The organism is Desmonostoc muscorum LEGE 12446 (genome assembly GCF_015207005.2).
Lineage (GTDB): Bacteria > Cyanobacteriota > Cyanobacteriia > Cyanobacteriales > Nostocaceae > Nostoc > Nostoc muscorum.
The window spans coordinates 5,937,778-5,961,282 of the sequence record NZ_JADEXS020000001.1; the positions used below are offsets into that span (position 1 = coordinate 5,937,778).

Consider the following 23,505-nt stretch of genomic DNA (forward strand, 5'->3'; position numbering starts at 1 on the left):
CTCTAGAAAATAAATCACTGACACAGATAATGAGATAATTATTTTCCCAAAGCTTGGCTAAAACTTTGTAACCTCATACCTAACTAAAATAACTAATTTCGCTAAATCTATTACCGCTTTTCCAGCAGGAAAAAGGAAGCAATGAATAAGCATGTTCGACCCTGGCATCGCCTACTGGCGCTAGCTATCGGTTCAATGGTGTTTGCAGTTTTTGCCCCAACAATTGTACAGGCGGCAGATCCTCCGACTGTTCAGTCTTTATCCGAAACAACAACGAAACTGCAAATTTCCATTGATACTACCTGGGTACTAATCAGTGGGTTTTTAGTATTCTTCATGCAAACTGGCTTTGCCATGCTAGAAGCAGGTTTGATTCGGCAAAGAGGTGTAGTTAACGCCTTATTGGAAAACTTCATTGACGCTGCCGTAACCATTTTGGCATGGTGGGCGATCGGCTTTGGTATCGCCTTTGGTACGAGTGCTGGCGGTTTATTTGGTATAGATACCTTCTTCCTCAGTCAGCTACCTGGTGCAGATGGTAGCTATCCATTGGGTGCGCCAGGTTCTAGCGCTGCAATCAACACCTATACCTTGTTCTTCTTCCAATTTGCTTTCGCTGCTACCGCCAGTACCATCACTACTGGTTCAATGGCCGGAAGAACAGATTTTATTGGTGACTTAATTTACAGTGCCGTTATGGGGGCAATCAGCTACCCGATTATCGTTCACTGGGCGTGGAACTCCAACGGCTGGTTAGCCAAGCTGTACTATCATGATTTTGCTGGTAGTTCCGTTGTTCACACTGTGGGTGGTTGGACAGCACTGATTGGAGCTTATTTGCTTGGTCCCCGTCCTGGTCGTCCGGCGTGGGGAACACTACCACCGGCACACAACTTGGGGTTAGCGACTCTCGGAGCAATGATTTTATGGTTTGGCTGGTACGGGTTCAACCCTGGTTCAACTTTGGGAACAGGTACTCCTGGGTTAATTGGTTTAGTAACAATTAATACTACACTTGCCGCAGGAGCAGGAGCGCTATCAGCGATAATTTTCCAATATATTCGCACGGGTAAGTGGGATTTAGTTTATTGTCTCAACGGTTCACTAGCAGGATTAGTGGCAATTACAGCACCTTGTGCTTTTGTTGCTCCCTGGGCTTCGGTTTTGATTGGTTTAACAGGTGGTATTTTGGTGACGCTAGGAGTAGATTTAATTGAGTCATTGCACATTGATGACCCGGTGGGGGCTTTTGCCGTACACGGTATCAATGGCATGATGGGTACTCTCTCCGTTGGCTTCTTAGGTCAAGCAGAACTGACCTTGAATAAAAAAGCAGGGTTGTTTTTAGGCGGTGGCTTTGATTTGCTGGGCATACAACTTTTGGGGGTAGTAGCAATTGTAGTTTTCACCGTCGCCTTTAGCTTTTTGATGTTTGGTGGTCTAAAAGCCCTGGGACGCCTGCGCGTCGATCCCCAAGCCGATCGCATTGGTATTGATGCTTACGAACACGGTGCGTCAGTATGGCCGGATGTTTATTCACTAGAAGAACAAGAAAAAAATCGCAATAAAACTCCAGAAGTTGGAGCTTTTGAAAGCGAATAGACCGAACAAACATACTTTATAGCTGAAAAACCGTCATTCTACGGTAGTTAAAGTGTATTGTGCAAATTGCTTAGCACTTAAATACCCTATTTTTTTCCCATTAGATAAACAATTTTGGGCAGTTTACCTGCAAAAATATGTTTATGTTTTTGAAATAATAAAGATTAAGTAAAGTAGATTTGATTGTTTGAGAAAGAATATCTGAATTTATTAAAAAGATATAGGAAAAATATTTACAGATGTACAATTGTTTTTTACACTCCTACTAAGGTTATTTGATTTTCTGCTTTGGAAACAACTGGTCTCAAGGAAAAATATCAAAAACTAGTGTATTTCAGTTCTGGCTTAAGTTATTTCCTGTTTTGAACGATGCTTTGAAGGATGATGTTCAAATTCATGTACAAACAAAAATCGAACCCAAAAAGAAGGCATCTATCTGTAAGAAATTACAGAGAATTTGCACAATCAAACTCAAAAGTCAAGAGATTCTATTTAGCAATTAAGCGACTTACTCCCAGTTGGCAAGCCTGCTTACCTTTAGCCTGTCTGATTGTATTGGGTTGGGGTTATGCCGCAGTTGCCCAAACTCCAGCTGCCGGCCCGACCACAGCAGAACTCAAAGTTGCTATTGATACCCTGTGGGTTGCGATCGCTGCATTTTTGGTATTCTTCATGAATGCTGGTTTTTGTATGTTAGAAACTGGCTTCTGTCGCCAGAAAAATGCAGTCAACGTTCTTGCTAAAAACTTGATTGTCTTTGCTCTGGCCACCGTTGCTTTTTGGGCAATTGGTTTTGGCTTGATGTTCGGCGACGGCAACGGCTTCATCGGATTGAATGGGTTTTTCCTATCAGGAGCAGATAACAGTCCGGCAACAGGAGATGCCTATAAAGGTGTCTTTAGTGCCCTTGGTTGGGCTGGTGTACCCCTAGCTGCCAAGTTTTTATTCCAGTTAGTATTTGCCGGAACCGCAGCAACAATTGTTTCTGGTGCAGTTGCTGAAAGAATTAAATTTATTGACTTCCTCATTTTCAGCCTCTTACTCGTAGGTATTTCTTACGCCATTACTGGACACTGGATTTGGGGTGGCGGTTGGCTGGCAAAAAACGGTTTCTGGGATTTTGCCGGTTCTACGGTGGTTCACTCAGCTGGTGGCTGGGCAGCTTTAATGGGAGCAGCATTTCTCGGTCCCCGCATTGGTAAATATCAAGACAAGCAAGTTGTTGCCCTACCAGGTCACAACATGAGTATTGCCACCTTGGGTTGTTTAATTCTTTGGTTGGGTTGGTTTGGTTTCAACCCCGGTTCTGTAATGGCTGCCGATCCTAGTGCAATTACTCACATTGCTTTAACAACCAACATGGCTGGCGCAGTCGGTGGTATTGCCGCTACAGTTACAGCTTGGCTTTACTTAGGTAAGCCAGACCTGTCAATGATTATCAATGGTATTTTGGCTGGCTTAGTTGGCGTTACAGCATCTTGTGCCTACATCAGCATTGGCAGTGCTTTCATCATTGGCTTAATTGCTGGAGTCATCGTAGTTTTCTCCGTCACATTCTTTGACAAAATTGGTATTGATGACCCAGTGGGAGCTACCTCAGTTCACCTAGTTTGCGGTATCTGGGGAACTCTAGCAGTAGGTTTGTGGTCTGTCGGTCCTGGTGTTTACTCCTGGTATGGTGAGGCACTTGGCCCAGCAAAAGGTCTATTTGCAGGTGGTGGATTTGGACAGTTAGGTGTTCAATTGCTCGGTGTTGTCTCAGTGGGCGGCATCACTGTTTTACTCAGTAGTATTTTTTGGCTAGTGCTGAAAGCTACCTTAGGTATCAGAGTATCCACAGAAGAGGAATTAGAAGGTTTAGATATCGGTGAACACGGTATGGAAGCTTACAGCGGATTCCTCAAAGAAGGTGATGCAACTGCATTTTCTGAAGGACAAAGTTCAATTGGAAAATTTTGACCTCTCCCCTGAACTAAAGGCGAAGGGATTCTAAACTGTTGCTACGAGGTGCGTATCGGTGTCGCACCTCGTAGCTTTTTAGTCCCAATGGACGATATAAAAACTTGTTTTAAATAAAAAAGCGGTAGCGAGTATTTTCGAGTCGCGTCTGAATATTAGACCTCTTGCATAAATATTTTTTGTTTCACGCAGAGGCGCAGAGTCGCAGAGAAGAGAACGCAAAGAAAGACTTTTGCAAGAGGTCTATTGGTTAAAAGCGAGTGGAATGGTGGGCGAAAAAAATTCAAATATTCTCGCCTTCAAACTCTATCGCTTTATGGGTAGAGTATTCACCAATTCTGAATTCTGTATTCTGACTCCTGTTTTATTACTGCCCAACGTTTCATCGATCGCTATCATTAACAACTCTGTTAAAGGGATTCCTGCTGCTTTGGCCATAGAGGAAATCACGCTTTTGGGGGCAAAAGAACAATACAACCCAGCTTCTAAAAACCAAGGTTGTCCCTCTGGGTCGATACGGAAGTCAAATAAACTGTAGTGGCGACAGCCTAAAGCTTGATGACACTTCTTAGCCACTTGCTGAACCTTTTCGGTGATGGGGTCATTAGGGTCTACAATCCAAGCCCTAGTTTTATCTTTAGCCATCAAATGCAAATTGCCATCCTCCGTTTTTTGGAGTTTGTCAGCATAGGTGCGGATGGGTTTTTCGTCAGGGTCAACCAGATACTCTTCAAGAGGTAAACCGATTAACTCCCCGTCTTTAACAATGATGCCGCATCTGACTTCTCGACCGAGTTCGATGAATGCTTCTACAATCACCTCCGAAGCATATTCAAATGCTTTCTTCAAAGCAGCGTCATACTCGGAAGCATCTTTAACTAAAGTCACCCCTAGCGAGTTGTCCGAACTTGCGGGTTTGATGACTACCGGAGGTGTAATTGTCGGAACATCTCCCTGGCGCAGCAGTTCTCCACGAGGCACTTTCACCCCTGCTGCTTCCACAATTGCTTTAGCTTTTGCTTTGTGAGCTGCTATTGCCATGAGATCCGGAGTATTGCCTACGTAAGGAATCTTCAGCAGGTCGAATAGGGCACGGTAGTGAGTCATCCCAGGGATACAAAACATTTGTGGTAACATAACGTCAATGTTTTGTGCCGTTATCAACTCTATGGCATCAGACACAGAAATCGGTTTAGCCTGAGCAATATCTTCTCGACTCAGAGAGCGAGGAAATCGCCACTGGCGATCGGGTGTGATGTATGCAATCTGAAAATCATAGCGCGATCGCTCTGCTGTTGCTGCCAAACAATCTTCGGCGTAAAGGCGTGACAAATCACAGTAAAAATCATCCTGTGCAGAGCCAACTAAATGAAGGATACGAAGTACTGGCATAATTGATGTTCCTATTTAAAACATTGCACAGAAAGCGGGATAATTTATCTCACGCAGAGACGCTCCAGGCCCAGAGAGAATCAGGAGTTTTAGATAAATTTTACCCCTTATTTGTGCAACACCAAAAAATCATTAATTCAAGCTCTTATTCTTTGCGCCTTTGCGCCTTTGCATGATACTAAATCATCCTTTGCCACACCCTATTTTTAATACAATACAGTTCAGTTAAGCATTGCTTCCTTTTCTTTGCGTCCTTTGCGGTTCGTTAAAAGAATTGATTTTTACAAAGAGTTTTAGCCTTAACTGAACCGTATTGATTTTTAATAGCAACTCAGTCCTAATCTCCCCCCAATTCGACTAATTTCCCGATATTGAAGTCTATGCGCGTCCAGCCTTTGAGCCGACGTAAATTATCGATCAAGAGTAAAGGAATTTGCCAATGATGCACCATTAAAAACGGTAAGGGATCATCTGATTTATAAATTGCATCAGTTCCCCGCCAAATATTTGCAATCCATTTTTTCAATTGTGTGAAAGAACGGATGCCAGTCAAACGCCAGACTTCATGATAAGTCCAATAGGTCGGTTTACTCGTTGGCAATGGCTGTAATGTTTCAGCCATTGGTTCTTTATCAAGGTAGGCTTGGGCAACTTTGGGATGATCGTAAAAAGTAGTAATTGCAGAGTGTGTGCGGGGATTACACTCAATGGCGTAAACTCTGCCATCCTCAGCTTGAATGAAGTCAAAAGAAATCTGTCCTGTCAGTTTCAGTTCTTTGACAAAATGCCTTACCCATTCCCTGATTTGGGAATTTTCAACGTTTTCATAGTTGACTTGAAAGGCTGAAGATTCACAGCAGCAGTGCAATCGTAATTCACCATCCCGGACGGTGCTATGGGTACAAAATTCCTTCCCAGGAATAAATTCTTGCATAATCCAAGGCTTTTCCGGGCTGATTGGCAAGCTTCTAACGAATGCAGCTGTTTCTTCAGGGGTGGCGCAAGGAAGCTTGGTTAAGTCTAAACGTCGTACTGAATCGTAAGGAATACTCTTGAGGATATATTTGCGAGATTCCTGGGAGAAGTCGAAATTTAGAACTTGTTCGGCAGAGGTAATTTTGAAAGATTTAGGTGCTGATAAACCAAGCGATCGCGCTGTTTGGGCAAAGGCAAATTTATCATCCAATTTCTGGGTAACATCTGCATCAAAGTGAAATACTTCACAGTATTCCGACAGCAATGGTTTAGCCAGAGAATCGTAGTAGCTACCCAATGGACTGGTGACAGGAATATAGACATCAATATTTTCTTGTTTGATGATGTCTATCAAAGCCTGAGTATAGCGTTCTGGATTTTCTTGGGGCGCAGGAACAGTATAAAACTTATCCACAGCTTCGGAAAATCGATGCCCAGACAGCCAATATTTGTGGGTTTCTACCAGCACAACTTTGTGTCCAGCAGCATGGAATGACCGCGCTAGTTGTAAAGCTTTAGTCATTTTGCCCCCACTAATTAATATATTTTTGGGGTTTGCGGCTTTGGTAGCTGAATGTTGAAAATGACGGAATAAATTATACCACAACAAAGTTACTACAACGATGGTGGCATTGATTGGCAGTGCTAATAACAGCAACGCCAAAGTCAAAATGTTTTGGATAATTACGGCTATTTTTGTCTCTACAGCAAGAGACGGTATAGCAGGTGAAGAAGGAACAGAAATAGATTGTGCCATAGTCAATCAGGCAGTTCTGCGGATAATCGTCAAGCCATCTCGTAGGGGTAGTATTACCTGTTCTACGCGGGGATCGAGTGCTACAGCACGATTAAATTGAGCGATCGCTTCGCCGTTGGCAGTGCGTTGCGATCCAGGTAAATAAACCTCTCCTTGCAGGAGTGTGTTATCTACACAAATAAATCCTGACGGTGCTAGCAAATTAGTATCTAGCAATGTTTGGAAGTAGTTTATGTACTCCTTTTTATCTGCGTCAATAAAGACTAGATCAAATGATTCTCCAGCGGCTACCAACTTATCTAAGGTTTGCAGAGCCGATCCTAATTCCACCCGGATTTTTTTACCATCAGGAGATTGATCAAAAGCTGCTTGTCCAACTTCTGCGGCAAAGGGATCTACTTCGCAGGCGACTAGTACTCCGTCTTTCGGTAATGCCTCTGCCATTGCTAGTGCAGAATAACCTGTGAACATCCCTATCTCTAGTACTCTTTTAGCCTTGATCATGTGAACAAACATTTTCAGGGTTTGTCCTTCTACATGACCAGATAACATCTCTTGTTCTAGAGGTCGTACTGTTGTGCCTTCACTAAAGTGTTCTTGCCAGGCTTCTGTGGATGTTTTTTCGGCAAGTGCAGTTAAAGCGGCTGATTCAGGGGTCGTATATTCTTCCAAGTAAGGATCTAAACCAGCTGCCAAACGCCATGCTTCATTGAGGTTAGCGACTAACTCCGCAGGTAAATCTGTGCGTTGGTTAATCTCTTGGACAACAGCTTCTAACTTCTGGGCTAAGATTCCTACCGGTGTGACTGGTCTAGCTGTGGGTTTGGTAATTGTAGTAGACATTATTTTGCACTCCCAACTAGTTCTGTCTGATAAACGGGGTACATATCTACACCCTCACCACCACGAGGATAGGTAGCGCAAAGCTGCTTATGATCTGCTAAAGCTTGTGCCAATTCTTCCCGTGTCAAATCATTCACAAAGAAGCAGGTACCAATCGGTTTAGGCATAGCAGCTCTTAACAAACCATCTCGTGTGAGGGTGATAGATTCAGTAGCGTCCCATAATAGTTCTTCATCCAATAAAGGATGGTCGAGAGCCAGCCCCAAACGACTGATTAATCCTATAATGCGATCGCGTTCTTCAATGGTGATATAGCCTCTATTGCCTGCGATGGTTGCAGATAAAGCCATATCGATGCTCACCGCATGTCCATGAAACATCGGTACCCGTGGTGCCAGTTCTAAAGTCGGACTCCAAGTATGTCCATAAGCAATTGCTCTGTCCAAATCTAGTTCGCGGAGGTTAGGTACTTCTAACTCCAACATTTTTTTGATCGCTTCGTAAGTCAGACGGTGAGCTATTTCTTTAATCTCTGGAGTTGCATCAATATTGCCAAAGTGAGTGTCAAGCAGTTCTTTGCCATACTTTTCTAACCACTCAAAGACACCCCCATGAGCAACTACAGCAATTTTGACTAATTCTGCCATTCCATTACGCACTTGATTTGTTGGTAACGTCCCCAGCAGAGAAAAGTCTAAAAACACTTTTTGAGAAGCGTGATAAGCACCCAAACGATTTTTCAGTTTCCGATGATTAACTGCTACCTTAATAGCGACGCTAGCATCAATTAAACCAATTAAAGAAGTAGGAATGCGGATGTAATTACTACTACGGCGATAGGTAGAGCAAGCAAAACCTACAACGTCTGTAATTAAACCACCACCTATTACTAATACCGGCTCTTTTCGTACTAATTTGAAGTCTGCGAACACATCTATAATCTTCTCAAAGGTTTGGATAGATTTGTTTGGTTCGCTAATAGTCAGAGCAAAAATCCTCAGTTCAATACCGTAATAACGGAAGTATTTCTCGATCTGACTACCGTAAAACTGGTTGACATTAGTATCTACAACTGCTAAGCATCTTCCAAAACTTTTATATGTTTCTGCAAGTTCTGGATTAGCAATATCAAAAACACCATCTACATAAACTAAGTCATACTCAATCTTTTCATAAGCTTCTACGTGAAATGTAGTTTCAGTAGCTTGAAGTTTTGTTTGAACGATGCTCACAGATTTTACCCTCTAGTTGAAAGAAATTGTAACTTTGATGTCGATGCCATTAGAAGTGTAAGCACTTCTCAAAGATGGTAATTTAACTTGCTAAACTGATGTCGCAAGTCAATTGCCCGTGATTCATGAGGAAAAACAGGTATATCTCAATGAAGTTTCGTTGGATTGCAGATTTAGAAACGACAAAATATAGCACTAGAAATCAAGTGCATTTACTGTCATTTCATCGGCACAGCAAAAGGACTTAAGTCTTTGCTGAACCTTAAGAATCTGGCAAATGTACGCAATAAAACTTCATAGATTTTTCAGATTATCAGACTGTTAATGCTATGTCTAGCCTCAAGGATTACGGACTGAAAGTAGCTGAATAACGGTTTACAAGCAAGTTAGAAGAATATTTTTACTTGCTCAAAAAGCTTAAACGCTCGTTTACATTAGTTAACATATCACTATTTTTCAAATATTGCACCTAAACCAAAGGTAGATTTGCAATAAAAAAGTAAATTTAGAGGATTTGGCGATTTGAGGGACATTTAGTAGATCAATCTTTGGGTAGCGAGACGAGACGACATCATCCATGTCATAAGGCTGCCAAAACTCTGATTTTCAGGTAGGGGCAATTCATGAATTGCCCCTACAGCGTCTAGTTTTGCATAAGTCCTAAAAGAAAAAAAATTTTCTTGTTAGTGCCTGTGCGCCTAATTTCAGGTGTCCTGATGAGAAATCCCTATTTTTAAGCCATCAGCTTCTCCTTGCCTGTCTCTTTCCCCCTTCCCCTTTTATGGATTTTATAGATAGGCTCTAATTGGGATACTTCGCTATTATTTTTTTTAAGTACTAGATTTATGGATTTTGTTCCGGTTGAAACAGGCGCACCTGTTTCTGTAGAAATCGCCGAGGTTGCTTCACCATCAACACTTTCTCCTAGCTCAACACCCAGCTCTGGTATTTCTAAAGATGCTATTCGCGCCAGTTTGAGGGCTTCCACTGCCGATGGTGTTTTCGCAGCAGTTTTCGCTGTTGCCACTGGCGGAGTTTTGCTGGGTAATTTTTTGGTCGAATTGGATGCTAGTCCGGTGGTCTTTGGCCTGGTGTCCTCTATCCCTATGTTGGCACATCTATTTCAGCCGATAGGTGCTTACTTATCTGAACGCAGCACCAGCCGCTTTCAGTATTCATTGCGGACACACGGCATTGCTCGATTACTCTGGCTAATTTTAGTAATTGCCATTGCTAGCTTTAGCTGGGGAGGGCTAAATTCTAACCAATTGGTGATATTGTCCCTCTCGATTCTTTTATGCAGCCATCTTTTAGGAGGACTAGCAATTGCATCATGCTTGAGTTGGATAGCAATGTTAGTCCCACGACAGTTACGAGGGAGATATTTCGGGCTACGCAATAGCCTTGCCAACCTGACCGAGTTAGTTAGCTTGCCCTTAGCAGGTTTAGCTATATCACATTGGTATGGCGGGACTATCCAAGGTTATGGAATGATTTTGTTAGTAGGTATTTTCTTTGGAATTGTCAGCTTGGGGTGTCAGTATTTCCAGGTAGATATGAATCCCCAATTACAAAATACTTATCATGCTAGCTCATCTGAAACTAGTAAAATTGAGGTAGACTCGTCACTAAGTGAACTTGAGGAGACATCTGGTGCAATCTCTCTACGGCAAACATTGACACCAGAAAACGATTTAATTAGCAGCATTAGGAAAAACTCGAATTTTTTGGTGTTTTTGCTTTATTTTGGCTCATGGACGCTTGCTGTTAACCTCAGTGCCCCATTTTTTAACCTCTACTTACTAGATACGCTAAATCTAGATGTGAGTTGGGTAACTTTCTACAACAGCTTGCGGGCTGGGGCACATATGCTGATGCTGATTGTCTGGGGTAAATTAGCAGATAAAATTGGCAATCGTCCGATTTTAATTTCTACAGGAATTCTCATTGCAGTCATACCGTGGCTATGGCTACTGATTGGTTCTAGTCCCGTGGATCTCTGGCTGTGGTTACCTTTGTTACACATTTTCATTGGCGCCAATTGGGGAGGAGTTGATTTGTGTAACAACAATCTCCAGATAGAAATTGCACCAGTAAAAAATCAGTCTATCTATTTTGCGATCGCAGCTGCTATTGCTGGGGTAAGTGGTGCTTTGGGAGCAACTATAGGCGGCTTTATCGCTCAATTTGCTGGGTCTTTTGGCATTGCGGAAGTCTTCATTATGTCTGGTCTCTTACGCTTAGCGTCACTTATACCACTGATTCTTAAAAAAGATCTCGGTAGTTAGGGTGAAATTATTTAACTGAGGTTGTCAAAAAATAGTCCATCTACAGAAAGAATTACTAACTGAATATCTACTCTATACTGAAAAAACTTTGTTAGCTCATAACTGTTAGCTCATAACAAAGTTTTTTTCAGCAAAATAAATTCGATAAATCCTTGGTGAGATAGGCGGATATGCATTTAGCAGTTCCGATCCAAAACAGTTTAATTTCAGAATCTGAAAAAAGGTAAAATGCTCAAGGTAGACACACGAAAAATTAGCCCTCAACAAGTTGAAGCTTTCCAGCGAGATGGCGTTATCTGCGTCAAAAATGCTGTGGATGATATCTGGGTAGAACGGATACGAACAGCAGTTGACAAGAATGTATTAATCCCTGGTCCTATGGAAGAGAAGAATGCCCCGAAACCAGAAGCCAGTGCGGAGCATACCAGTAATTTATGGCTTGTTGATGCTGATTTTCGTGCTTTGGCTTTTGAATCTCCATTACCAACACTCGCAGTTCAAGTTTTAAAGTCGGAAAAATTGAACTTTTTGGCTGACGGTTTTTTTGTTAAAAAACCCAAAACAAATGCCCGTATTGGGTGGCATAACGATCTACCTTACTGGCCCATACAAGGCTGGCAGTGTTGTAAAATTTGGCTGGCTCTAGATACTGTCAACCAAGAAAATGGTCGATTAGAGTATATCAAAGGTTCTCATCGATGGGGCAGAGAGTTACGCGAGCGATCGAACCCCTCGTGGTTTGTAGAACCAGAACCTCAGGAAATTCTCTTTTGGGATATGGAGGCTGGAGATTGTTTGATTCATCATTTTCTGACAATTCATCATTCAGTAACTAACATATCTTCTGCACAACGACGTGCAGTGGTGACGAACTGGACTGGTGATGATGTTACTTATTATCATCGCCCCAAAGCGTGGCCTTTCAAACCTCTTGAAGAAATTGATTTACCACAATTTAATTCATTCAAAACCAAAAAACCTGGTGAGCCGCTAGACTGTGATATATTTCCTAGAGTTGAAGTGCATCGTTAGTTGGGAATCCCCACAATTAAAGTACTAGCAAAATTCGGCGTTGTTGAATTGCGGTATGAATCGAGATGCAGAGATGTTGCATTGCAACGTCTCTGCAAGGATTTTGATATCATACACAATCGTTTTCATACATGAAATCAGCAACGCCAGATTTGCATTATACAATTTAGCTAGCAATGGCGTGGTTAGACATCCACTTGCAGTATTTGATCAATCATATCTAAGATATCTGGGTCTATAGTTAGATCAAACTTCCTAGCGAATAATTTTTCTGATTCCCTAATTTTTTCAAAATCTTTTTTCTCTAAAATCCTGGGATGGAGTGCGTTAAAATTTCCCCAATCTATATATCTTAAGTGATTGTTAATTATTTTGTCCTTAAAAGGTGAATTTAAAATCACTATTTGGTAAAAAAGTTCATCTGCTATAAAAGTATAATTAAAACTATTAATCAGCTTGGGGTTTTGTTTGACAAAATCATCTATATACTTTACGCATTCTCCGGTTAAGCACCAAAATGCAGAACCTCCATAAAGAGCAAAGCCTTCAAGAAATTTACGTTTTTTAGGTAAAAATAAAATCAAAAATGAATATAATAAAGAGTTAATAGGAGATTTAAATTTACGCTTTTCAGGAATACAAATATACTCATCTTTCCAACGGATGTGCCAATAATCTATTCTTCTTAAGCCGCCACCTTTCCATTTACTACAAGGTAATGGGAAATACTCAATAAATTCTTTACCTTTATTTTGTTCCAGAAACGTCTTGATTTGTGCATTTGATTTAATTGGATAGTCTTGACCCGATAAGTGTATAACATAGTCAAAGGAAATACCTGTTTTGACTATTGACTTCATCCCCTCAAGAGTAGCTTTTACAGCATCAAAGCTTCCCCATCCGGAATGGAATCTCTTGAGAAAATAAACATTTGGAAAATCATTGAGTTGAGTAAGTACCTGATGATAAATTTTCGGTTCTACCTTTTTATCTATGTGTATAAAAAATGAAACATCTTCTGTATTAAGTTGATGAATAAGACGCGCTAATTGCTCAGGATATTTATGTGCTACGATGATGTATGCAATTTTCACTGTAGGATTATTAAATAGACAATTATTATTAGCTTTATATTAACAGGACTAGGATTTTATGTCTACTGTCTTGAGTCTTTGTGGTTATCTGTGATGCTAATAAAATAAAACCTATAGATTAGCTGCTATAATTGTGAATTTTTGGAAGTCGTAATGCATAATTTTTATACTATTTCTTCCGCCCTAGTTAATATTTTACTCATCTTGGTAACTGGAACAACTACCCCATTTCTTAAGTAATGAGGCGCTCTTTGGATAGCAGTAAATCCCAGTTTTACATAAAACCCTTCAGCATAAAGGCTAGCAGTTGTAATTACCTTATTTATACTGCGATCGCTTGCTTCATTGCAAAAATGTTCAACTAAAGCACGCCCAATACCTTTACCTTGATATTTAGGATGGACGTATAGCCCAATCAGTTCATCAACAACGAAACTGGCAAAACCCATAACAACATCTCCCTCTACTGCGACCCACAAAGATTCGACTTTCATATTTTTTAATATATTTGAACCATCAGGCTGGTTGCGGTTATTACGCCAAGCTAAAAGCTCTTTTTCGGTATAAAAAGTTGCAGGCAAAGCTTTGATAGCAGCAATATGAATTGCACTCAACACCCACGCATCTTTTTCATTAGCAGGTCGAAGAGATATTTTATTGACACTCATAGCTAGCATTTAGTGTAACTTATTCAGGGATTGTAACAACCTTTGTGCTAAGCAACCCATAACGGCGCTACGTTTCCTGGCTTGGTGCTTTCGGTTTTACTGTGTGCCTTTTGTGGGAATTGCCACGCTAGTGCTTGGCGAGTGTAGTTGATAATAAGTAATTGAACGCGGTTAAGGTGTTCGAGTTGTTGCACTAGTTCGCGGAGTTCATCTGCATTAGAAACTGACGTGGGTTGAGTTCCCCAGTTACCTAACTGTTGGCTCTAAAAAGTATTTTGTTCATCAACCGTGCCACTATAGAAACATAGAGCTGCAAATTGAGCAATAGGAAGACTAAAGAACGCTGTGCAGATAACATTCTTAGGGACGAGTTCCGGTGTACCCACGCGATCGCGCAATGTTTCCAGTATCGCCCTGAGATTACCCCAAAGGGCGGAACTGTGGTTATTTGACTGTGGTGAAGGCACTCAGCATCAAATTTTGCGGAGTGAACTAAAAATCAGCCAACTGTCCCGAATTTTTATCACCCACATGCACGGCGACCACATTTTTGGCTTGATGGGACTTCTTGCTACTTGCGGCTTGGCTGGCAATGTAGAACGAATTGACATCTATGGGCCACCTGGATTAAATGAATACATTCAAGCCGCCTCGCGTTTATCTCACACACACTTTTCCTATCCCATTAAAGTCCACGCCGTCCGTCCAGGGGTGATTTATGAAGATGATGATTTCACTGTTAGCTGTGGTAATTTACATCACCGGATTACAGCTTTCGGCTATCGCGTAGCCGAAAAAGACCGCACAGGTCGCTTCGATATCGAAAAAGCTAAAGCTTTACAAATTCCTCCGGGTCGCGTTTACGGTCAACTCAAGCGCGGTGAAACAGTAACTCTTGAGGATGGACGCGTGATTCATGGCGTCGAATTGTGCGGCCCTACAGAAATTGGTCGCAAAATTGCCTATTGTACAGACACAATTTATTGTGATGGCGCAGTGGCATTAGCTCATGATGCAGATGTATTAATTCACGAAGCCACCTTTGCCCATCAAGATGCAGACATGGCTTTTCAGCGATTGCATTCCACAAGCACAATGGCAGCCCAAACAGCTTTAGCCGCTGGGGCACGTCGGCTGATTATGACCCATTTTAGTCCCCGCTATGCTCCTGGAAATAACTTAGAGTTAAAAGATCTGCTTCAGGAAGCCCGTGCAATTTTTCCTCGTACTGACATGGCTTATGATTTCATGGTTCATGAAGTCCCCAGGCGCCGGGAAGTGGAATTAACCAAAGTAGGCGTGTAAATTTTAGATTTTAGATTTTGGATTTTAGATTTTGGTGAAGCAGCAGGGTTTTGGGTCTCCCCAAAACCGGACTTACAGCTATTTTCAGGTAAATAGACCACGCGTTAAGGGCACAGCAATGCTGTGCCCCTACGACAGATGTGGTTCAAATACATGAAAACTGCTGTAAGGATTAGCCCTTTGAAGGTGGATAAAAATTCTCGAAAATAAATACTTATCATTTAGACTGACGCTCTTGCGCTCTTACGCAAAGAGATTTTAATGATAAGTGATTAGGCGGACATGATATAACTTCTGATCTCTGTGGTCTCTGCGCCTCTGTGGTTAAATATAGCGATTCTGGTTTGGATGCAATACGCTGTAGGGTAGCACAGCTGTGCTACCCTACGAACGGGCGTATTTTACTTTGTAAGACAGCGATCGCACCCACAAAGAAATAAAGAGATTTTATGCATCACCTTGTAACGGCTATAGAATCATCGTTGGCGTTTAGATAATCGCAATATTGCTGTTGCTCAAGGCAGGATTGCCGGACAAGGTGGCAATCTGTAGTGGTGCAGAACCCCCTAAGCTGCCATCGGCATCAAAGAACAAACCTCCAGTCGTCGTATTGTAAATGAACCTTTGATTTGTGGTGTTTGCTGTGGTAATGCCCGCACCGGAACGAAAACGGTCTGGGGTGAGGGAGCCTGCGACCAATCCGCCACCAAAGCCGACGGCAGATATTTGAATCTTATCGCCACCAGAGCCGCTGAAGCCATTAATCGTATCCAGGCGATCGCTTGGTGCTGTAAACCGATAAATATCTGCCCCATCATTTCCGGTGAGCGTATCATTTCCGCCACCACCAACCAGTAGGTCATTGCCAGTACCACCAATCAGTACGTCGTTGCCGCCACCACCAGTAATTGTGTCATTGCCCCCAGCCCCATTGAGGTTATCGTTGGCGCTACCACCAGCGATGGAGTTGTTCCCAGCATCACCTGTGAATGTTCGTCCGAGATCGTTGAGGGTCAGACGATATTCGCCCGTAGACCCAGAACCAGCTACATCGCCAACACCAGTCACAGGGTTGTAATTAGAGTTCGGGTTGAGGGACACGCCCACGTAGTATGTCCCCGCCTGAGCAAATGTATAAGCCAAGTAGGAGAACTGGCTAGAAGCTTCACTCGGCGCAGCTCCATCATTGTTGGCCGCAAGTTGTGTGCCACTGGAGTTGAACACCCTGAGGTAGGTGTTGAGGTTTGAACCATTACGAGAATCCACATCGAACCCGACCCGCTGCCCAGCAGAGACTGTAAACTTCACCAGATCGACATCAATTTGTGGACTCATGGTAAAGTCAGCGAACTGACCTAGTGTCTTGGTATTACCCGCAGAATTGTTAACTTCAGCGATTGTGTCATCAGGGTCTTGACTTGGGCTGACAAACTTTGAGGTCAGGGTGTAGTTTGTGGAACCGTTAACCCCCTGGACGCGGGCAAAATACCGCCCAGCTCCTAGTAGACGTGAGAGAGTTTCTGTTGGGGAGTTCAAGACGTTTGATGTGGCTAAGATATCACCTGCATCGATCGCACCGTTGTTGTTGGCATCCTTAATTAGTGAAAGCGATAAATCTTCACCGGCAACGCCTGTTGTGTTCAGTGTGACTTCGTAAGGACTGGACAGATCGAAGCGATAGAAGTCGTTGACATCGCTGGAGGCATCGAAGGATTGTTCGATGTAGTCCTGGAAAGTTTGGTTGGGTGGGGTTGCTCCAGCGATCGCTGCTAATGAGCGGGCTGTACCTAAGGTATTTCCGGCGTAGTCTGAAACTAGTCGCAGGTAGTAGGCGGCTTGTTCGCCAGTACCATTTGTATGTAAAAAGTATGTTCCCGCTGCCAAGTTGGCACTTAGCGAACCAACAGTAAACGGCGTAATTGTTTCACCAGCATCGAGCCGCTGATTATTACAGGACTTACGCAACTGGCACAAATAGCGGGCAGGGCGCAGCCCTGACAGGCGACAATTTAAATCAAACCAAGCACATAAGAATACTTGGGCGTTTCAGTTGCTGAATTAAATAATTAGAAAGCAAGTTATGCTTGATTTGATAAATAGTTTGACCAGTTGTATAGGCTAAATTCTTTAACCTAACCCAAACTAACATTGCACAAGCGATATGATTTCTTTGAAGCCTAGCTTTCCGACATTGGCAAAATTCAATCCCAGTTAATTGTTTAATTTCTCTGTGAAACTCCTCGATTTTCCAACGAATTTTACACACCTCTTGTACAACATCCGTGGAACTTTGAGATAAATCGTTAGTTGCGACATAATCCGTTCTGTTGGTAGAAACAGTAACCCGGAATAGTTTCACTTTTTTATTAGCTGGGAACCCTTTAATTTTGATTATCTTACCACAATCTAATTCTTCTTGACTCCATTCTAATAATTCAATACGTTTATATTTTGCTTGACCAAATGTATCATCAACTAACCGATTGTCTTTTAAAGGGCAATAATAAATTTTGTCTAAGCTATCAATATATAGCATTAAACTGTGTACCGCATACCATGTATCCATCAAAACAGTATCAAATGGTAAAAGCTTATGATACACAAGGCTTTGGAGCATGTCTTTCACATGGTCTATCTTGGTTTTGCCATCGACATCAGGATTAAAAATTCGATAATCTATGACCCAAAATCTTTGAAGTGTAGGGTTGACATACACGCAGCTAACTACGCCAATGCCTTTAAGGACACCATGCTCATTACCACTATATTGTCTTCTGACTATTTCTATTTCTTCAGAATACCTTTTATCTAAAATGCTATCATCAAATATTATGTAACCATTGTCATCAGGCTCAACTACCTCTTTCACGTTATCCCATAGTAAACGAGGTGTTAATTTTTCTCTTTTCAAATAATAGTTAATTGTATCATGGCTAATACTCTCTAAATGCTCTGCCAAATTGGTAATGGTATAATTAATTTGGCTACTAAGTAGATACTGGCAATAATCTAATTTAGTAAACTTCATATTCAAAAGTATTCGTTACAGTAGCCTGAGCAGCAGCCCAAAAATTTGGTGTGAAAAGGAACAATTTACATTTGTACTCTAGTTCATTTCATCTGCATTTTTATAGTACTTTAGTACTATTTGTTAGCGATCGCATTGTGCCAGTTGCGTAAGTCCTGATTGTCTTAGCGGCTATTAAAATTATCATTCAAAAGTTAGAGAATTTCGTTGACAGGATCAATTAAAAAAGACCTTTATTGTTACTGTTTAGGCACAAATTTTGGTAAAAAAACTCAACGTTGTCAGATTCTGACAAGTGATTATAGCGATTCTCGTTTGGATGCAATACTCCGTAGGGTAGCACAGCTGTGCTACCCTACCCATGTACCTGATTCAAATGAGAATCGCTATATAAGGTGCTACGACATCTCAAGGCTTTAGGGATAGCGATCGCAATTCAATACGGTTCGGTTAAGGTTTCTCGATCAAAATTCTACATCGCAAAGACGCGATAAATCGCCGTCTCTACAACGATCAATCCTTTGTAGAGACGGCGATTTATCGCGTCTGCTGCCTTAACCGAACAGTATTGGATCGCAATTTATCAACAGAGTCATAATAATTCATTACTACACAAACTCTCATCTCCTTGGGCGGATTGATGAAAACTAAGCGTTTCAAACCCTTCTAGGCGAGTTTTGCTTGTGTAGCTGCAACTTATAGTCGCCTAATTTAAGTAATAAATAATACTTTTTACTAAGTAAAAATATTGATAAACAATTTTTAGAACTAAAGCAAATTAATATCCTACTTTACCGAAACATTTTCCATTGTTCCTTAGTTATTATTCTCTTAATATTAACATCACGAAGAATAAATGATTGATTGCACCGAAAAGGCGAGATATTGTTTTGTAATTATTTGTGGAGAAATTCAGCTAATGATTCTAATAGCTTACCGCCTTTAAGTTTTTATCGTAAACAATCCACAATCCACATCTATTTCATTTGTTGCTGAATCATGGGATGATTTTGTCCTATTTGGAAATAATTATCAATGGTTTCAACCGCCAATTTATCCTGCATTTATGCAACGCCCTATTTCACAACTAACAACTATCATGAAACTAACATCTGTACAACAAAGTAATAGTGTTTCGGCTAAATTAGCTTACACCGAATATTCTGATTCCAGTGTAAATGTAGGTGACGATTCTCTGACCATAGATGACGTTGTGAGTGTGGCACGTGATGGCAAGCAAGTGCGCTTAACAGAAAATGCAGATATCTTACAGGGTATTCAAGCATCATGCGATTTTATTAGCGATGCAGTTGAATCTGGTAAGCCAATTTACGGCGTGACATCTGGATTTGGCGGTATGGCAGATGTCGTGATTTCTCCGGAACAAGCATCGGAATTACAAACAAATCTGGTTTGGTTTCTGAAGTCGGGTGCTGGTAAAAAATTGCCTTTGGCAGATGTTCGTGCGGCGATGCTTTTACGTGCTAACTCACATTTGTATGGTGCATCTGGTATCCGTCTCGAACTAATTCGGCGGATGGAAATTTTCCTCAACGCTGGCGTTACGCCTCATGTATACGAATTTGGTTCTATTGGTGCGAGTGGCGATTTGGTGCCATTATCTTACATTACTGGTGCGTTAATCGGTTTGGATTCCAGCTTTACAGTTGACTTCAACGGTAAAGAAATGGATGCTCCCACTGCTTTATCTCAACTCGGTTTGTCGCCGTTGCAACTATTGCCGAAAGAAGGCTTGGCAATGATGAACGGTACTTCTGTAATGACTGGTATTGCCGCTAATTGCGTCTATGATGCTCGAATTTTACTCAAGTTGGCAATAGGTGTTCATGCTCTATTTGTTCAGGGTTTGAACGGTACAAATCAATCATTTCATCCGTTTATCCACGAGTCCAAACCGCACCCAGGGCAATTATGGGCGGCAGAACAAATGATTTCATTGCTTGCAGATTCGCGTTTAATTCGTGACGAGTTAGATGGTAAACACGAATATCGTAAGCAAGAATTAATTCAAGATCGTTATTCCCTGCGCTGTTTGCCACAGTATTTAGGGCCGATTGTTGATGGGATTTCGCAAATTGCTAGACAGATTGAGACTGAAATGAATTCAGTTACAGATAATCCTCTAATTGATGTGGAAAATCAGGCAAGCTATCATGGCGGCAATTTTCTCGGACAGTATATAGGCGTGGGAATGGATCACTTACGCTATTATTTAGGGCTTTTAGCTAAACATTTGGACGTACAAATTGCCCTGCTTGTCTCCCCTGAATTTAACAACGGATTGGCTCCTTCTTTGGTGGGTAATCGAGAACGTAAGGTAAATATGGGATTGAAAGGTCTGCAAATATGCGGTAATTCAATTATGCCTTTGTTGACCTTTTACGGAAATTCCCTTGCAGATAGATATCCCACTCACGCCGAACAGTTTAACCAGAATGTGAATTCTCAAGGTTACATGAGTGCAAATTTAGCGCGTCGTTCCATAGAAATATTTCAACAATACATGGCGATCGCCTTAATGTTTGGGGTTCAAGCGGTTGATTTACGCTCCTATAAAATCAGTGGCGATTATGATGCCCGGACTTGTCTTTCTCCTGCTACTAGAGAGTTATATTCGGCAGTTTATCAGGTAACTGGACAAAAACCAAGTTCTATTCGTTCTTACATTTGGAACGATAACGAACAATCTTTAGATGAGCATATTGCTCGGATTGCTGCCGATATTGCTGATGGCGGTTTAATTGTGTCAGCAATTCAAGGTTGTTGAATGTGATTTTAATTCGCATTATTACCCCCCTTAATCCCCCCTTGTAAAGGGGGGAAACAAGAAAAATCCGGTTCCCTCCCCTTTACAAGGGGAGGGTTAGGGTGGGGTAAAAAATATTTGATACATCAATCATGAATTTTCAAACATGCTCTGAGATGCTTTCTACCAGACGTATCCGCCACACATAATTTAATTCTGAATTCTGTTAGCGTAGCGGGGCGTAGCCCATTCTGACTCCTGAATTCTTTCTTGTTAAATAAATTTAAGAATAATTAAGCCATGAATATAGCACACAATGTAGAGCGTGGTTGCTCTTTTTTCCCGAACAAACCGGCACTGATTTTTGAAGGAAAGTATTTTACTTACAAATATCTAAATGAAATAGTAAATCGTGCTGCTAATGCCTTGAGTGGACTGGGGATTAAGCGAGGAGAACGGGTTGCATTGTTTTTACCTAATATTCCCGAATTTATTATTTCTTACTTGGGTATTCAAAAAATTGGTGCAATTGCAGTTTCGATAAATATTAGTCTACAAAAAGATGAAGTTAAATTTATTCTTGATGATTGTCAAGCCACAGCACTGATTACAACTCCACAGCTTTCTGAGAAGGTTTCCCAAGCAGATTTACCATACTTACAACATCTTTTAATTACTGAAGGTAATAATAGTGCAGGCATTTCTCTGGATGAATTAATGGTGAAGGCTTCATCTGAGGCTCGTGCTGTGATGATGGAACGGGATGAGGCGGCAGCTATTCTTTATACTTCTGGAACGACGGGTTTTCCCAAGGGCGCGACTCTTTCCCACGGCAATGTGATTTCTAATATGTATTCGATGAATCACAATTGTCCAATGAGTTACAAAGATAATGTTTTGTTATTTTTGCCAATGTTTCATTGTTTTGGGCAAAATGCGATCTTCAATAGTGCTTTAAATGCCTGCGCCACGATTGTACTGTATCGCTCTTTTGAACCAGAAACTATTATTAATTCTGTGGCTGAGTATGATATTACAATGTTTTTCGGCGTACCAACAACTTTTATTTTGTTGTTGGAGAAGGCATCTAAAACTGATTTAACTGCACGTTATTACTTTTCTGCGGCGGCTGGTTTACCTGTAGAGATTGCTAAACAATGGCAAGAAAAGTTTGGTAAAGTCATTCATCAAGGATATGGTTTGACGGAAACATCACCTTTAGCTAGTTACAATCATCATCTCAAGCATAAACTCGGTTCAATTGGTACGCCAATTGAAAACGTGGAAATGAAGATTGTTAATACTGAAGATGGTAGTGAAGTTGCACTGGGCGAGTTGGGTGAAATCGCAATTCGCGGCGTAAATGTAATGCTGGGTTACTGGAATCGTCCATCGGAAACGGCTAAAGCTATTAAAAATGGATGGTTTCATACAGGCGATATCGGCCAAATTGATGAGTTGGGTTACTTCTACATTGTTGACCGTCTAAAGGATATGATTAATTCTGGCGGGTTGAAGGTTTATCCCGCTGAAGTGGAAAATGTAATTTATCAACATCCATCTGTGGCGGAGGTGGCTGTCTACGGTGTTCCTAATAAGTTGATGGGGGAACAAGTACGGGCTTGTATTGTACTTAAGCCTGATGAAGTAGTTACTGAAGAGGAAATTATTGTTTTCACTCAGCAACGAATGGCGCAGTATAAAGTCCCCAGTTCTGTAGAATTTGTTGCTTCAATACCGAAGAGTCCTACAGGTAAAATACTGAAACGATTGTTGCGGGAAGAAAATTTTTCTTCTCCAGTAAAAGTTGGGGAAAGTCAGGATTTACCGAGGAACAATGTAATTAAAGTCATTGCGACGCCAGAAAGCCAAACTGTTAAACCACAAGCAAGTTTTGAGAAAGTTGCTAATTGGATAATTGATTGGATGGCAAGAAAGTTGACACTATCTGTTGAGAAAATTAGCCGGAATAAATCTTTTGCTGATTATGGTTTGGATTCGATAAGAGCGGTAAAGTTAGCTGAAGATTTGAGTAATTGGTTGCAATGCGAAATTTTACCGACTATCACTTGGAATTTTCCCACGGTTGATTCTTTAGCGCGTCATTTGGCGAGTGAAGATGTTTTGCAACCGAATCAACAAGTTGATGCAAAAACGCTTTTGAATGAAGAATACACTGGTTTTGAAGGATTAAATGATGCGGAATTAGCTGAGTTACTTACTCAAGAAATTGCAGCGATACAACTGAGAAAATAATTCCTAATTTGACAAATAAAAAAATATCCAATTAACTCTTGTGGGGTGGGCGATACGAAAGCCCAGTCCATAGGGCGGGCAAGATGCCCACCCCACAAATTGATTTCTTGGAGTTTCCTAAGATGGGTTTATTGCATTGGTTCTGAGGGTTTTAAGGAACGAACCGCAAAGTACGCAAAGTACGCAAAGAAAGAGGAAGAAGAAAAGAAGTTGAAGAGTTGATTTACTCGGCAAAATTAATCCGATAGATCAGTTGCCTGGGTTTTGAGAAAAGCATTTGTAATATTATTTTGGGGAATTGGGATAA

15 protein-coding genes are annotated in these 23,505 nt (G+C 41.4%); 7 read left to right on the forward strand and 8 right to left on the reverse strand.

Annotated features, from left to right (window positions below):
• Positions 1-141 precede the first annotated feature (141 nt).
• The gene (locus IQ276_RS25145) at positions 142-1,602 is read left to right on the forward strand and encodes an ammonium transporter (protein ID WP_235115953.1); all 1,461 of its coding nucleotides are present in this window, start codon (positions 142-144) and stop codon (positions 1,600-1,602) included.
• 396 nt (positions 1,603-1,998) lie between these two features.
• Positions 1,999-3,561 carry an ammonium transporter gene (locus IQ276_RS25150; protein WP_235115954.1) on the forward strand — a complete coding sequence of 521 codons (1,563 nt, stop codon included), beginning with the start codon at positions 1,999-2,001 and terminating at the stop codon, positions 3,559-3,561.
• 306 nt (positions 3,562-3,867) lie between these two features.
• On the opposite strand, the gene IQ276_RS25155 is transcribed toward IQ276_RS25150, so the two are convergent.
• The 4 genes from IQ276_RS25155 to IQ276_RS25170 form a co-directional block, all read right to left on the reverse strand.
• On the reverse strand, positions 3,868-4,953 hold the full coding sequence (locus IQ276_RS25155; protein ID WP_193917123.1) for a D-alanine--D-alanine ligase family protein: 1,086 nt from the start codon (positions 4,951-4,953) through the stop codon (positions 3,868-3,870).
• 337 nt (positions 4,954-5,290) lie between these two features.
• On the reverse strand, positions 5,291-6,685 hold the full coding sequence (locus tag IQ276_RS25160) for an ATP-grasp domain-containing protein (protein WP_193917125.1): 1,395 nt from the start codon (positions 6,683-6,685) through the stop codon (positions 5,291-5,293).
• A 6-nt stretch (positions 6,686-6,691) separates the two neighbouring features.
• Positions 6,692-7,528: an O-methyltransferase gene (locus IQ276_RS25165; protein ID WP_193917128.1), complete on the reverse strand. Its 837-nt coding sequence runs from the start codon at positions 7,526-7,528 to the stop codon at positions 6,692-6,694.
• The gene (locus tag IQ276_RS25170; protein ID WP_193917130.1) at positions 7,528-8,760 is read right to left on the reverse strand and encodes a sedoheptulose 7-phosphate cyclase; all 1,233 of its coding nucleotides are present in this window, start codon (positions 8,758-8,760) and stop codon (positions 7,528-7,530) included. Before IQ276_RS25170 ends, IQ276_RS25165 begins: the two co-directional genes overlap by 1 nt.
• Positions 8,761-9,605: 845 nt before the next feature.
• Between IQ276_RS25170 and IQ276_RS25175 the strand changes: the two genes are divergently transcribed.
• On the forward strand, positions 9,606-11,048 hold the full coding sequence (locus IQ276_RS25175) for an MFS transporter (protein ID WP_193917132.1): 1,443 nt from the start codon (positions 9,606-9,608) through the stop codon (positions 11,046-11,048).
• Positions 11,049-11,276: 228 nt separating this feature from the next.
• Complete coding sequence (locus IQ276_RS25180) at positions 11,277-12,080, forward strand: phytanoyl-CoA dioxygenase family protein (protein WP_193917134.1); 804 nt, start codon at positions 11,277-11,279, stop codon at positions 12,078-12,080.
• A 185-nt stretch (positions 12,081-12,265) separates the two neighbouring features.
• On the opposite strand, the gene IQ276_RS25185 is transcribed toward IQ276_RS25180, so the two are convergent.
• On the reverse strand, positions 12,266-13,174 hold the full coding sequence (locus IQ276_RS25185) for a beta-1,6-N-acetylglucosaminyltransferase (RefSeq protein ID WP_193917136.1): 909 nt from the start codon (positions 13,172-13,174) through the stop codon (positions 12,266-12,268).
• Between the two features lie 164 nt (positions 13,175-13,338).
• Positions 13,339-13,842, reverse strand: coding sequence for a GNAT family N-acetyltransferase (locus tag IQ276_RS25190; protein ID WP_193917138.1), 504 nt, complete (start codon positions 13,840-13,842; stop codon positions 13,339-13,341).
• A 345-nt stretch (positions 13,843-14,187) separates the two neighbouring features.
• Here IQ276_RS25190 and IQ276_RS25195 point away from each other — a divergent pair, with 345 nt between their 5' ends.
• Complete coding sequence (locus tag IQ276_RS25195; RefSeq protein WP_190877557.1) at positions 14,188-15,147, forward strand: ribonuclease Z; 960 nt, start codon at positions 14,188-14,190, stop codon at positions 15,145-15,147.
• A 489-nt stretch (positions 15,148-15,636) separates the two neighbouring features.
• Here the strand turns inward: IQ276_RS25195 and IQ276_RS40625 are convergent, their stop codons facing one another.
• Positions 15,637-17,112, reverse strand: a complete 1,476-nt coding sequence (locus tag IQ276_RS40625; protein WP_193917140.1) for a calcium-binding protein — start codon at positions 17,110-17,112, stop codon at positions 15,637-15,639.
• Between the two features lie 49 nt (positions 17,113-17,161).
• Positions 17,162-18,175 carry an IS701 family transposase gene (locus tag IQ276_RS25210; protein WP_193926053.1) on the reverse strand — a complete coding sequence of 338 codons (1,014 nt, stop codon included), beginning with the start codon at positions 18,173-18,175 and terminating at the stop codon, positions 17,162-17,164.
• Between the two features lie 1,099 nt (positions 18,176-19,274).
• Here IQ276_RS25210 and IQ276_RS25215 point away from each other — a divergent pair.
• Complete coding sequence (locus tag IQ276_RS25215) at positions 19,275-20,963, forward strand: HAL/PAL/TAL family ammonia-lyase (protein ID WP_193924931.1); 1,689 nt, start codon at positions 19,275-19,277, stop codon at positions 20,961-20,963.
• 279 nt (positions 20,964-21,242) lie between these two features.
• A complete protein-coding gene (locus IQ276_RS25220) occupies positions 21,243-23,198 on the forward strand; it encodes a long-chain-fatty-acid--CoA ligase (protein ID WP_235115955.1) in 1,956 nt (651 codons plus the stop codon).
• Positions 23,199-23,505: the final 307 nt, after the last annotated feature.

Coding starts and splice junctions, on each gene's coding strand:
- IQ276_RS25175 (WP_193917132.1), top strand. CDS start 9,606: ATGGATTTTGTTCCGGTTGAAACAGGCGCACCTGTTTCTGTAGAAATC.
- IQ276_RS25160 (WP_193917125.1), bottom strand. CDS start 6,685: ATGGCACAATCTATTTCTGTTCCTTCTTCACCTGCTATACCGTCTCTT.
- IQ276_RS25165 (WP_193917128.1), bottom strand. CDS start 7,528: ATGTCTACTACAATTACCAAACCCACAGCTAGACCAGTCACACCGGTA.
- IQ276_RS25145 (WP_235115953.1), top strand. CDS start 142: ATGAATAAGCATGTTCGACCCTGGCATCGCCTACTGGCGCTAGCTATC.
- IQ276_RS25210 (WP_193926053.1), bottom strand. CDS start 18,175: ATGAAGTTTACTAAATTAGATTATTGCCAGTATCTACTTAGTAGCCAA.
- IQ276_RS25150 (WP_235115954.1), top strand. CDS start 1,999: ATGTACAAACAAAAATCGAACCCAAAAAGAAGGCATCTATCTGTAAGA.
- IQ276_RS25180 (WP_193917134.1), top strand. CDS start 11,277: ATGCTCAAGGTAGACACACGAAAAATTAGCCCTCAACAAGTTGAAGCT.
- IQ276_RS25215 (WP_193924931.1), top strand. CDS start 19,275: ATGAAACTAACATCTGTACAACAAAGTAATAGTGTTTCGGCTAAATTA.
- IQ276_RS25155 (WP_193917123.1), bottom strand. CDS start 4,953: ATGCCAGTACTTCGTATCCTTCATTTAGTTGGCTCTGCACAGGATGAT.
- IQ276_RS25190 (WP_193917138.1), bottom strand. CDS start 13,842: ATGAGTGTCAATAAAATATCTCTTCGACCTGCTAATGAAAAAGATGCG.
- IQ276_RS25220 (WP_235115955.1), top strand. CDS start 21,243: ATGAATATAGCACACAATGTAGAGCGTGGTTGCTCTTTTTTCCCGAAC.